The following is a 12,240-nucleotide window of genomic DNA, read 5'->3' on the forward strand; positions in this document are numbered from 1 at the left end:
GCCCCCGCAGCACCCCGCCTGTTCCCATGGTCATGGGGGTTCCCATGGCCATGGGGGTGATCGTGCATGAGCGCACTGCGCGTCGTACCGACCCGGCGGCACGGCCAGGACCGGCTCTACGTCTGCCACGTCGACGGCCGGAACGTCGCCTGGTACGACCAGGAGGCGTCCCGGGTCAACCTGATCAGCGAGGACGACCGGGACGCCGTACTGACGGTGCTGCGGCCCTTCCTCACCGGCCCGGTCACGGTCGGTCCGCCGCCCGTCCCGACCCCCGCCGAACTGGCCCGCCTCTCCCTCCACCCCGACGACGACCTGGCGCCCAACCGCCCCGGCGAGGCCCTCCTCGTCGCCCTCGACCGCGACCCCGCCCCACCGCTGCGTCTGCGCCCCGATCCACGCCGCCGCGCCCTGACCGCCGAGCAGACCGTCGGCGACGCCCTCGACGCCCTCGACGGCGCCGGCTGGCACACCCTGCACTCCGTCCCGCTGCCCGGCGGCGACCGCATCCACCACCTGCTCATCGGCCCCGCCGGCCTCTTCGCCGTGCACAGCCTGTACGCCCGCAAGCAGCGCGTTCTCGTCGCGGACCCCATGGTCGGCGTCGGCCGCCACGAGCCCCGCCCCCTCCTGCGCCGCCTGCGTGCCGCGGCCGCCCGCGCCTCCCACGCCCTCACCGCCGAGGTGCACCCCCTGCTCGTGCCGGTCGCCCCGGCGGACGTCGTGGTCACGGTCCCCCTGCGCGGAATCCGGCTCCTGTGGGACACCGAACTGGGCTCCCTGGCCCGCTCGGGCGGTGTGCTGAAACCGGCGGACGTGGAGGCGCTGCACGCCCTGGCCCGGGACCGGAACACGTGGAAGAGGCTGTGAGGCACCGGCCGCCCGGGAGCGGGGCCGGGGCGGTCGCCCCGCCCGCCCGCGCCGCCCGGGGCCGGCCGGCGCCGGAACACGGCACCGCCGTACCGCGGCACCGCCGAGCCGCGGCGGCCGGGATCCGCCGCGCGCCGCCCGGCGGTCACGGGCGTGTCCCGCCCCGGAGCACGACGACGGGGCAGTGCGCGTGGTGCAGCAGGGCCTGGCTGACCGAGCCGAGCAGCAGCCCCGAGAAGCCGCCGCGGCCGCGGGCGCCGACCACCAGCAGGTGCGCGCCGCGGCCGGCCTCGATCAGGGCAGGGCGGATCCGGGAGCGGACCAGGCGCCGTTCCACGGTGAGGCGGGGATGGCGCTCCTGCCACGGCGACAGCGTCTCGTCCAGCAGCCGCTGCTCCTCCCCGCGGAGCCGCTCGACGTTCACCACCACGTTCAGGGGGCCACCGGGACCCTCGTAGGCCCGCTCGCTCCAGGTGTTCCACGCGTGCACCGCCACCAGGCCGGTGCCGCGCAGCGCCGCCTCGGCGAAGGCGAACCCGACGGCCGCCTCGCCCGCCGGTGAGCCGTCGACCGCCGGCAGCACGGGGCCGGCCGGGTCCGGCCGGCCGCGCACCACCATGACCGGGCAGCGGCCGTGCGCGGCCAGGTGCACGGCGGTGGAACCGAGCGGGAGACCGCCGAACGCGCCCCGTCCGCGGCTGCCGACCACGACGAGCGAGGCGGCGCGCGACTCGAACTCCAGCACCGCCAGCGGATCGCCGACGACGACCTCCCGTGCCGTCTCCAGGTGCGGCACGGTCTCGTGGGCCAGTCGCTCGGCCCTGGTCATGGTGCCGTCCACCAGTTCGCGCAGCCCCGCCGCGGCCCGGTCCCACGGGGGTCCGCCGGGCTGCAGGTGCGTGGACGGCCACCCGAAGGCGTGCACCAGGCGCAGTTCCGCGCCGCGCAGGCCGGCCTCGCGTGCCGCGGCCGCCACCGCTTCCAGGCTGGACGGCGAGCCGTCCACTCCCACGACGACCGGGTCCGGCACGGCCCACCTCCTCGTCACCCGCTGCCCGCCCCCCGTCCCAGTCTCCACCGGCGGGCGGTGCCGCGCCCGGGACGGACGCGGACACGGGCCGCCGCGGACCCGCCGGGCCGTGGCGTGGCGGCGTCCGGCGGCAAGGCCCGGCGGCAGGGGAGAGGCTGGAAGGACCTTGGAAGGACGGCGCGGCCTGCCGGCGGCGCGGGACACGGCCCGGCCGGGCGGCGGCACACCACCGGCTCCGCGGCGTGCCGCAGACAGCCACAGACAGCCACAGAGAGCCGCAGACAGCCGTGGAGCCGAGGGCCGCCCGCTTCTTGCGGGCCCTCATTGCACGGTGCGCGCTCCCGCTCGCTTCTCCGTGCCTCCTCGTGGCCCTCGGCTCACTTCCATGGCACCGCCGCCCGCCGTCTGGTTGTAGGGCCGGACGGCCCCGACCGAAGGGGCCGGCCGGCCCGCCCGGACCCCGACGGGGCGGACAGGGCCGCACCGCCCACGACCCCGCCGCGCGGGGCGGACGGGCCGCCGCGCCGATCAGGGCCAGCCAGCGGGCCGGTCCCGCAGGGACCTTCGGCCCCGTGACCGGGATCCGCCGCCGCCCGATGCTGGGACGAAGCAGGACATGTGACGCGTACCGCGCGCCTTCGTCGGTGCCGGGCGGTCCCCGGGAGGTGACGCCGATGTCCGACGCGACGACCACCGACCTGTACGAGGTCACGATGGCCATGTCCTACCTGCGGGAGGGCATGACGGCCCCCGCGACGTTCAGCCTCTTCGTCCGCGACCTGCCCGCCGAGCGGGGCTTCCTCGTCGCCGCGGGAGTGGAGTCGGCCCTGGACTTCCTGTCCGGGTTCCGGGTCGGCCCCGAGGACGTGGACGCCTTCGCCGCCGCGCTGCACCGGCCGCGGCGGGACCTCGAGCCCCTGCTCGGCCTGGAGTTCACGGGTGAGGTGCGGGCGGTGCCGGAGGGGCGGATCGTTCTGGCGGGAGAGCCCCTGCTGGAGGTGACCGCGCCGCTGCCGCAGGCGCAGCTCGCCGAGACGTACGTGCTCAACCGGCTCAGCCACCAGACCGCGATCGCCTCGAAGGCCGCGCGTTGCGTCCTCGCCGCGGCCGGGCGTCCGGTCGTGGACTTCTCCCTGCGCCGTACCCACGGCCCGCAGGCCGGGTTCCAGGCCGCCCGCCTCGGCGCGCTGGTCGGCTTCGCGGGGACCAGCAACGTGGCCGCGGCCACTGCTGCCGGCATACCCGCCGTCGGCACGATGGCCCACTCCTACGTGGAGGCGTTCGCCGCGGAGGAGGACGCGTTCCGCGCCTTCGCGCGGTCCCACCCCGGCCCGGTGACCCTGCTCGTGGACACCTACGACACCGAGGAGGGCGTCCGCGCCGCGGCGCGCGTCCTGCGGGACCTCGGCCCCGCGGCCCGGCCCGGCTCGGCCGTACGGCTGGACAGCGGCGACCTCGGGGCCCTGGCGGCACGGGCGCGCTCCCTCCTCGACGCCGCGGGCCTGCCGGACGTACGGATCGTCGCCAGCGGCGGGCTCGACGAGTACGCCGTCGACGACCTGGTCCGCTCCGGGGCCCCCATCGACGTCTACGCCGTCGGCACCCGCGTCGGGGTCTCGGCCGACGCGCCGTACCTGGACTCCGCGTACAAGATGGTGGAGTACAACGGGCGGCCGGTGATGAAGCTGTCGTCGGCGAAGGTGACGGCACCCGGCCTCAAGCAGGTGTTCCGCCGCCCCGGATACGCCGACGTGGTCGGCCTCGCCGACGAGCGGCCACCCGGCGACGGCAGGCCGCTGCTGGAGACGGTGATGCGGGACGGGCGGCGTACCGGCGACCGGCCCACGGTCGGCGCGTGCCGGGAGAGGTTCACCGCGGACCTGGGTCAACTGCCGCCGGCGGCCCGCCGGATCCGGGCGCCGGTCGCCCCGCGCGCGACGGTCTCCGACCGCCTCGACGCGCTGGCCGCCCGCGTTCGCGGCCGCATCGGGGAACGGCTGCCGGCCGCCGCCGCACGGCCCCGGCCCCGCGACGGACCGACGGACCGCGGCCGGACCGCACCGGACTGCACCGGTCCGCATCCGGGTGAATCACGGTGGGTCCACATGGAGCAATGCGAATCCACGCGAATCAACGCGAATCCATGTGAATCCACGCGAATCCATGTGAGGAATCCATGTGAGGAGAGAGCGATGCCGCACACAGCGGAATGGAAGGTTCGTCTCCACCTCTTCGAGAACGACGACGGAACGACGAAGGCGCGCATGGTGCTGCACACCGGCACCACGGAACTCACCGGCCACGGAACCGCGCGCTGCAGCCCGGCGGACCCGAACGTGCCGGAGATCGGCGACGAACTGGCGGCGGGCCGGGCCCTGAACGACCTCGCGCAGCAACTGCTGAGGCTCGCCGAGCGCGACATGGAGGGCGTGGGCGAGTCCCGGCCGAACCCCCGCCCGGTCACCGGGTGGCCCATGTGACCGGCGCCGCCGCGGGAGGACGCGCGGGATGCGCGGCGGGGCACCGCGGCTGACGCCCGCCGCCCGGCTCACCGAGCGCGGCCCCGCCCCGCCGCCGTTCACGGCCGCCGTCCGCAGACGCCGCTCAAGCCTCGGCCCATGCGGGCGATGCGGTCGACGCGCAGGGTCCTGGTGCGGATCATCGCCCATGCCTCCGGGGCGGCGCAGCCGGGGCAGCAGGCCGGGGTCGGCCCGTCCCGCGGCCCGGGCGTCCATGCCTGCCGACGCCTGCCGACCGCCTGCCGGACATGCGATCACCCGCGTCGGTCCGTCTCCGGCCGGCGGCCCTGCCGGGCCGGGGCGGCAGAGACCGTTCGCCCCCGGTCCGCCGCCGAAGGCACCGGCGGGCTTCCGGCGGCGTACCGGTGAGGCTTTCGGCGCGGCCCGGCGAAGGTTTTCAGCGATGTCCGGCCGTGTCGCCGTCAGGCCACGGTAATGCTGTCGTCGAGGTAGACGTCCTGCACGGCGTGGAGGAGTTCGACGCCCTCGTCGGTGGGCCGCTGGAAGGCCTTGCGGCCGGTGATCAGGCCGGTGCCGCCGGCCCGCTTGTTGATCACCGCGGTCCGCACCGCCTGCGCGAGGTCCCCCTGCCCGGCCGAGGCGCCGCCGCTGTTGATCAGCCCGACCCGGCCCATGTAGCAGCCGGCCACCTGCCAGCGGGTGAGGTCGATCGGGTGGTCGGTGGTGAGCCGGTCGTACAGCAGCGCGTCGGTGCGACCGAAACCCAGGGCGCGGTAGCCGCCGTTGTTCTCCGGCTGCTTCTGCTTGACGATGTCGGCCTCGATGGTCACGCCGAGGTGGTTGGCCTGCCCGGTCAGGTCGGCCGACACCGAGTAGTCCACACCGTCCTTCTTGAACGCCGCGTTGCGCAGGTAGCACCACAGCACGGTGAACATGCCCAGCTCGTGGGCGTGCGCGAAGACCTCGCTGACCTCCTGCAACTGGCGGTCGGCCTGCTCCGAGCCGAAGTAGACCGTGGCGCCGACCCCCACCGCGCCCAGGTCGAAGCACTGCTGGACGGAACCGAACATGATCTGGTCATAGCGGTTGGGGTAGGTCAGCAGCTCGTTGTGGTTGAGCTTCACGATGAAGGGGATCCGGTGCGCGTAGCGCCGCGAGACGGCGCCCAGCACACCGAGCGTGCTGGCGACCGCGTTGCAGCCGCCCTCGACGGCGAGCTCGACGATGTTCTTCGGGTCGAGGTAGCGGGGGTTGGGGGCGAACGCCGACGCCGCGGAGTGCTCGACGCCCTGGTCGACCGGCAGGATCGACACGTACCCGGTGCCGGCCAGACGGCCGTGGTCGAAGAGGGACTGCAGGTTGCGCAGCACCCGGGGCGAGCGGTCGGTCGCGGCCACGACCCGGTCGACGTAGTCGGGACCGGGAAGCACCAGGTCGTCCTTGGGGATTCCCTGGGCGGTGTGGGTCAGCAGGTCCTTCGCCTCGTCGCCCAGCAAGCCTTGGATGTCGGTCATCGTCCCGCCTCTCCGTTAGCTCGGAATGCCGGAGGCTGCAGTCAGGCTCCCGCAGCCGCCGGGCTCCTGCCAGTCCGCGTACGCCGTCCCGGCGGTCCTCTCCCCGCCGCCGCGGCCCTGCCGCGGGCTGCCGCCGGGCGACGGCGGCCGGTGGCCCGGCGGCCCGGTGGCCCGGTGGCCCGGTGGGCACGCGCCCGCCGGCACGCGCCCGCCGGCACGCGCCCGCCGGATGGATCACCGTCCCTGCCCACCGGGTGCACGAACCCCGCGTACGCACCGGCCCGAAACGGGCGGACCCAGGGACCGATGGGCCCTACTCCCGCCCGTGCCGCACCACGGAGAATGGGCTGATGCCACACAACAACGGCTCTCAGGCACTGGACCGGCAGGAATGCCTGCGCCTGCTGGCCAAGGTGCCGGTCGGCCGCATCGTGTACACCCGGCAGGCGCTGCCCGCCGTCCTGCCCGTCAACTTCTCCCTCGACCCCTCCCTCGGTCTCTCCCCCGACACGGACTCGTGCGTGCTGCTGCGCACCTCCGCCGACTCGGACCTGGCCCGTTCCGTGGACGGCGTCGTGGTCGCCTTCGAGGCGGACGAGTTCGACGCGGACGCCGAGTCGGGCTGGAGCGTGGTCGTCACGGGCCGGGCCGCCGTGGTCACCGACCCCGCCGAACACGAGCGCCTGTTGCAGACCGGCCCCCGCTCGTGGGTGACCGCGCAGGACGCGGTCTTCGTGCGGATCTCGTGCGAGATGGTCACCGGCCGACGCATCGGACAGGCCACGGACCTCCGCTGAGCCACGCGCGAACCCCACTGGGCCACGGGCGGATCGCCCTGAGGCACGGGCGGGCCCGCCTGAGCCGCGCGTGGCCTCCGCCGAGCCATGCGCGAGCACCCTGGACGGGCACCTACTGAGCCACCTGAGCCACCTGAATCACCCGAGCCACTCGAGCTACCCGAACCACTCCAGTCACCTGAGCCACACGCGGGCACCCACTGCATCACGCGTGGGCACCCGCCGAGCCACGTGCGGGCACCCGCCGAGCCACGTGCGGGTTCGCCGGGCGCGCGGACGGACGCCTCGGGGCGCCGGTGGTCGTCCTCCCAGCCCGCGGCGACGTGTCCGGGCGCGCGGGGCGCGGGGACGCCGTCCGGTCCGTAGCCGAAGCGGATCAGCAGATGGGGGCGGCACCGCCGCCATGTCCCGCCGCCCGCAGGTCCGGCCATTCCATCGCCCGGCGCAGGATCGAGGTGCGCACCCCGTCACCGTGACGCATGCGACAGCAGGGCCGACCGGTCTGCGGCCATGGCGGCATACGGCCCCGACGATCAGGCGGTTCGGACCGGATGGGACCGGCCCCCCACAGCGCCCACCTCCCCATACGCCCCTCAACGGGCGTCCGCCACCAGGAACTTCACAAGTTCCTCAGTCTTCCTCGCCCGCCCCCTCCTCGCCCAACTCCTCCCCGTCGAACGCCTGGGCGACGGCGAGGCTGTCCTCGTAGACGTGGTGCCGGGTGACGAGGCCGCCCTCGACCGTGAGATGCAGAGCGAACCGTGCGCGGTAGGCGCGTCCGGTGGAGCGGGCGGTCTGACCGATCTCACCGAGCACGACCGCGTCGTTGCCGTCGACGAGGACGCGCTCGATCCTGGTCGCCACGCGCCCGGGCACATGGTGCTCGGCGAGCTCGCGGAAGTGCGCGGTGACGTCGGCACGGCTGGAACGGTGACGGATCCACGGGGTGGCGGCACGACCGTGCTCGGCCTCCGGCCAGTCCAGCTTCCAGTCGATCCGCTCGGCGTACAGCTCCGCGATGCGCTCGGGGTCGCCCTCGCCGATCCGGCGCAACAACTCCTCCACCACGGCACGGGTGGTCTGCGGCATGACTGACGACATGTCACCTCTCAGATTGATATCCACGTCCGGTGACCAGTGACCAGTGACTGGACGCGACGAAATCACCACTGCCGACGGTCCCGCCGAACTCGCCCTCCAACTCAGCCGCACCACCATGCCCAACCGCCTGATGCCAGAGGGCCGGAGGGGACGTCAGGCGGGCCGAGGCACGATGTTCACCGCCCGGTAGTCGTACCCGTCCTGCTTGAAGCCGGGGGCTTCCCACTGGAGGTCCACCCGCTGCCCCGGCGACAGCGTGTGGAACCCCTCCATCTGGATGTGGGAGTAATGACCCCAACACCCGCCGGGAGTCTCGGGGGAATCGAGCACGCCCCACCCCTTTTCGTCATGCCACTCGCGGACAGTCGCAGTCACCATGGGCGCAACCCTACGGACTCCGCCCGCGCCGGCACACCGAAATTCCGGCGTTCCGGCTCGGAAGGCCAGCGCGCTGCAGGAGCCGTCACCGGGCTGCCCCGGGCATCGATCAACACCCTGCGCGAACAGGCCAAGGAGGTTGCTGCCGCCCGCCACGTCCTGCGGATCGAGCGGACCTCCGTCGAAGACCACAAGCAGAACTTCCGCGGCGACCCCGCGCACCAGGGCGAGCAGCACCTGCCGGAAGCAGCCGAGCCGTCGCCAAAGGAAGCGCAGTTCAGCGGCACAGGCCGAAAGAGGCTCACCGAAACACACAAGACATTGAGCCTTTTCAGAGTGGCCACCGGACGGGTGACGAGGCGGGTTCCCGCAACGCACGAGGCTCCTGCGCTGTTAAGAGAGGTGTTCGACCTCTCAACTCATCAGCACAGGAGCCGCGTTGGTTCCCTGTCCTGCCGCACTCGACCTGCCCCACGCACTCGTCGAGTGGGTCACCCTGCTCATCGTCATCCGCGAGGGTGACCGCCGCTGCATGCTGCCCCCGCACCAGCGGGCTCTCATCGGCCTGATCCACCTCCGTCGGCACGACACCCTCGCGCAGATCGCGGCCGGTTACAGGATCTCCGTGGGCCCTGCCCACGCCTACGTCACCGCCGTCATCGCCCCTCTCTCCCGGCGGGCACCCGGACTGCTGCGGGTCCTGCGGGAGAGCGACCCCGGTCACGTTCTGCTCGACGGCACGCCCGCCGCGTGCGACCGGGCCGGCGACAGCCGGGCCGACTACTCCCCAAAGCACCGCCGCCACGGCGTGAACGTGCAGGTCGTCACCGACCCCGTGGGCAGGCTGCTGTGGATCTCGCCCGCGCCGCCCGGCCGCACCCACGATCTCACCGCGGCCCGCACCCACCGGATCATCCGGATCTGCACACGCCGGGGCGTCCCCGTCCTCGCCGACCGTGCCTACGCCGGAGCCGGCCCCTGGGTGACCACACTGGTCCGACGCCCACCCCGTGGGGAACTCACCCCTGCCCAGCGAACGGCCAACCGGGCGCTGTCAGCAGCCCGAGCACCGGTCGAGTGGACCCCACTGAGGTCGCCGAACGCGCTGGCAACAGCGTTGAGGTCCTGTTGAGCCGCTACGCCAAGTGCATCGACGGTCGGCAGGAGATCGCAAACCGCAAGATCGAGGAATTGTTGCGCGAGTACGAGTGAGCGCATGTGGTGTCAGGCTTAGGCCCCCCGGACCTTATCTGGGGGCCTTATGCCATTGCTGCAGCTGACCAGGGGAAACACCCGGAGATCCGGCCCGGTCCTCCACGCTCCACTCGGCGGGCACTGCTCGGCCGTGCTGATACTGCGCTCGGACGAGCCGGATGCCGCAGTCGAAGGTGATCGCAGGAAGTTCCGCCTGGAATTTGCCGAAAAGCTATTGACTCATGACATTCAGTGCGCATCATAGTGAGTAGGCCACAACACCGAAAGAGTCACAAAGTCGATCAGGACGTCTAGTCGGCGTAGTGACTTGGACGGGATGTGGCTGAGGCCCCCGGCAAGCCGGCGCGATACCGAGGCGACAGTGACGACTGAAGCCTCAGGACACGTGCAGTACTACCGGGGACTGTTTTATGCCCTCAAAGCCTTTGCGCGGCTGGGTGCCGGTGCGGAGGTTCGGGCATGCCCACTCTCAGCGGAACCGAAGAGCAGCAGGCGTAGGCCGTTCCTGCAGGCCAGACCTACAGGGCCTTGGCGTTTTGCTAGAGCTGACCTGGGCAGACGCCCCAAGATCCTGTCCACGAATAGTCCACAGACCCCGTCCTGGGGCCGCTCGGCGCTGCATACGCCTGCACAAACACGAAGACCCCGCACTCAGCGTTTCCGCTGGTGACGGGGTCTTTGGGCACCTCATGTGGGTGCCCCCGGCAGGATTCGAACCTGCGCACACGGCTCCGGAGGCCGTTGCTCTATCCCCTGAGCTACGGGGGCGTGTCGCTCGCGGTGGTCGCGGTGACGGGTAGAACACTACCAGCTCCGACGGGGTGGTCATGAACGGGTTTGCAGGGTGGCGGGTGGGAAGCGAAGGGGGCGGGCGTCCACCCGGCGGGCCGGGGCCACCCGCACGGGGTGGAAGTGGGGAAAACCGGGACGCGGTGGCCGGTGTCCACCTACTCTCGAGTTGTGCCAGGGGCGTCGGGCCGGGTGCTTGTGGTGGACGACAACAAGGTCATCCGGCAGCTGATCAGGGTCAATCTCGAGATGGAGGGTCTCGAGGTCGTGACCGCGGCCGATGGTGCCGAGTGTCTGGACGTGGTGCACGAGGTGCGGCCCGATGTCGTCACCCTCGACGTCGTCATGCCGCGGCTGGACGGGTTGCGGACCGCCGCCCGGTTGCGGGCGGACCCGCGGACGCACCACCTCCCCGTCGCCATCGTCAGCGCCTGTACGCAGCACGAGGTCGAGAGTGGCCTCGACGTCGGTGTCGACGCCTTCCTCGCCAAGCCGTTCGAGCCCGCCGACCTCGTACGGCTGGTGCGGCGGCTGCTGGAGTACGGGCGGGGGGCGGCGGCCGCTGCCGGCCATGTGCCCGGCGGCAGCAGCAGTGGCAGTGGCAGTGTGCGTAGTGGTGCCACCGGCGGCAGCGGCGGCAGTGGTGTCGGCGGGGGAGAGGGAGCTGAAGGGGAAGTGGAAGGGGACGGGGGCTTATCCGGTGACGCGGCTGTTTCCCGGGCGCGGGACGCCTCGCTCGCCGAGCCTGCCCCGCCCTGCTGAGCCCCCAGCCCTGCCAAGCCCCAACCTCTACCGAGCCCCGACCCCCGCGGGGCGAGCCGCCCGGATGGGCACCCCCGTCCTCCTTACCGGGGCGTCCGTATCCCGGGATCTCCGCCCACCGGCTCGCCGGATCGCCCCCTTCCTCCCCTACCCTTGTCCCGTGACCCCCGTCGAGCTCTCCCGTACCGTGCTGCGCGCGGTGCGGCGCGCTGTCGACGAGGGGGAGCTGAGTGTGACCGTTCCGGAACGGGCCGTGGTCGCGCCGCCGGGGCCCGGAGGGTGCGGGGACTACGCCACCACCATCGCCCTGCAGCTCGCGCGCCCGGCGGGGCGTCCGCCGCGGCAGGTCGCCGAGATTCTGCGGAGCCGCCTGGCCGCCGCGGACGGTGTCGCCGACGTGACCGTCACCGGGCCCGGGTTCCTCAACATCAGCCTCGCCGGCGACGCGTCCGCCGGTCTTGTCGCCACCGTCCTGCGGAAGGGGCTCCGCTACGGGCACGCCGCCCGCCCGGAGGAGCAGCACCCCGCGCAGCAGGAGGAGCGGCACCCAGCGCAGCAGGCGGTCCTGCTGCGCTGTCCCCGCGAGGTGCGTGCCGTCGTCGTCGCGGACGCCGTCGCCCGGCTGCTGCGTGCCCAGGGCGCCGACGTCCGGGCGTGCTGTGCGGGGCCGCTCGATCCCGCGTGGGCGGACGCCCTCGGCGTACAACACGTGCAGTACGTACGGCACGCACGGCGCACCGGCGCCGCGGACGGTCCAGGAGACGCCGACGGTCCCGAAGGCGCCGGCGGTCACCTCGTCCGGCCCGTTCCCGCCCCCGCCGACCCCGTGCCCCTCGGTCGCGACGCCGGGCGCTGGGCCCTGCTGCACCCCGCCGGTCACGACCGGCCCCGGATCACCGAGGAGCATCTGGTCCAGCGCGAGGGCAATCCGCTGTTCCGGGTGCGGTACGCGCACGCCCGCACCCGTGCCCTGCGCCGCAACGCCGCCGATCTCGGGTTCGGCGCGCGGCCCGGTGACGTACCGGGGGCGCAGCGGCTGCTCGCCCTGCTCGCCGACCACCCCCGTGTTCTCGCCGTGGCCGCCCGCGATCGCGCCCCGGACCGTCTCGCCCGGCACCTCGTCGACGTCGCCGACGCCGTGCTGCCCCTGCTGCCCGCCGTGCTTCCGCGCGGGGAGGAGAAACCCTCGGCCGCCCACCGCGCCCGGCTCGCCCTCGCCGAAGCGGCCGGGACGGTGCTGGCCGGCGGCCTGACCCTGCTCGGCATCGACGCACCCGACCACCTCTGAGGAAGCGCACGCCACC

At 73.4% G+C, this 12,240-nt stretch carries 9 protein-coding genes, 1 tRNA gene and 3 pseudogenes; 8 read left to right on the forward strand and 5 right to left on the reverse strand.

The window, feature by feature from the left end; translation table 11 throughout:
• The first annotated feature begins 66 nt into the window (after positions 1-66).
• Positions 67-870: a nuclease-related domain-containing protein gene (locus IE225_RS06055; RefSeq protein ID WP_190056285.1), complete on the forward strand. Its 804-nt coding sequence runs from the start codon at positions 67-69 to the stop codon at positions 868-870.
• Between the two features lie 145 nt (positions 871-1,015).
• Here the strand turns inward: IE225_RS06055 and IE225_RS06060 are convergent, their stop codons facing one another.
• Positions 1,016-1,900 carry a universal stress protein gene (locus IE225_RS06060; RefSeq protein WP_190056286.1) on the reverse strand — a complete coding sequence of 295 codons (885 nt, stop codon included), beginning with the start codon at positions 1,898-1,900 and terminating at the stop codon, positions 1,016-1,018.
• Positions 1,901-2,574: 674 nt separating this feature from the next.
• On the opposite strand from IE225_RS06060, the pseudogene IE225_RS06065 reads away from it, so the two are divergent.
• Both IE225_RS06065 and IE225_RS32875 read left to right on the forward strand, forming a co-directional pair.
• Positions 2,575-3,921 (forward strand): annotated as a pseudogene (locus IE225_RS06065) (nicotinate phosphoribosyltransferase); the annotation flags it as partial.
• 171 nt (positions 3,922-4,092) lie between these two features.
• Complete coding sequence (locus tag IE225_RS32875) at positions 4,093-4,380, forward strand: DUF1876 domain-containing protein (RefSeq protein WP_268249991.1); 288 nt, start codon at positions 4,093-4,095, stop codon at positions 4,378-4,380.
• A 461-nt stretch (positions 4,381-4,841) separates the two neighbouring features.
• Here IE225_RS32875 and IE225_RS06070 read toward each other — a convergent pair whose 3' ends face one another.
• Complete coding sequence (locus IE225_RS06070) at positions 4,842-5,894, reverse strand: class I fructose-bisphosphate aldolase (RefSeq protein WP_190056288.1); 1,053 nt, start codon at positions 5,892-5,894, stop codon at positions 4,842-4,844.
• 350 nt (positions 5,895-6,244) lie between these two features.
• On the opposite strand from IE225_RS06070, the gene IE225_RS06075 reads away from it, so the two are divergent.
• Complete coding sequence (locus tag IE225_RS06075; RefSeq protein WP_190056289.1) at positions 6,245-6,691, forward strand: pyridoxamine 5'-phosphate oxidase family protein; 447 nt, start codon at positions 6,245-6,247, stop codon at positions 6,689-6,691.
• Positions 6,692-7,321: 630 nt separating this feature from the next.
• On the opposite strand, the gene IE225_RS06080 is transcribed toward IE225_RS06075, so the two are convergent.
• The gene (locus IE225_RS06080) at positions 7,322-7,792 is read right to left on the reverse strand and encodes a nuclear transport factor 2 family protein (protein ID WP_373303136.1); all 471 of its coding nucleotides are present in this window, start codon (positions 7,790-7,792) and stop codon (positions 7,322-7,324) included.
• Positions 7,793-7,945: 153 nt separating this feature from the next.
• Entirely contained in the window at positions 7,946-8,170 is a 225-nt protein-coding gene (locus tag IE225_RS06085; RefSeq protein WP_190056471.1) for a cold-shock protein, read from the reverse strand.
• A gap of 439 nt (positions 8,171-8,609) precedes the next feature.
• Between IE225_RS06085 and IE225_RS06090 the strand changes: the two are divergent.
• Both IE225_RS06090 and IE225_RS32880 read left to right on the forward strand, forming a co-directional pair.
• Positions 8,610-9,248, forward strand: a pseudogene (locus IE225_RS06090) (transposase family protein); the annotation flags it as partial.
• A pseudogene (locus tag IE225_RS32880) lies at positions 9,245-9,382 on the forward strand (integrase); the annotation flags it as partial. The pseudogenes IE225_RS06090 and IE225_RS32880, both read left to right, overlap by 4 nt.
• Positions 9,383-10,081: 699 nt before the next feature.
• On the opposite strand, the gene IE225_RS06095 reads toward IE225_RS32880, so the two are convergent.
• Positions 10,082-10,153, reverse strand: a tRNA-Arg gene (locus tag IE225_RS06095).
• Positions 10,154-10,345: 192 nt separating this feature from the next.
• Between IE225_RS06095 and IE225_RS32885 the strand changes: the two genes are divergently transcribed.
• Both IE225_RS32885 and nrtL read left to right on the forward strand, forming a co-directional pair.
• Entirely contained in the window at positions 10,346-10,936 is a 591-nt protein-coding gene (locus IE225_RS32885; protein ID WP_229879277.1) for a response regulator, read from the forward strand.
• Between the two features lie 160 nt (positions 10,937-11,096).
• Entirely contained in the window at positions 11,097-12,224 is a 1,128-nt protein-coding gene (gene nrtL / locus IE225_RS06105) for an ArgS-related anticodon-binding protein NrtL (RefSeq protein ID WP_190056291.1), read from the forward strand.
• Positions 12,225-12,240: the final 16 nt, after the last annotated feature.

The organism is Streptomyces echinoruber (assembly GCF_014651135.1).
Classification (GTDB): Bacteria; Actinomycetota; Actinomycetes; order Streptomycetales; family Streptomycetaceae; genus Streptomyces; species Streptomyces echinoruber.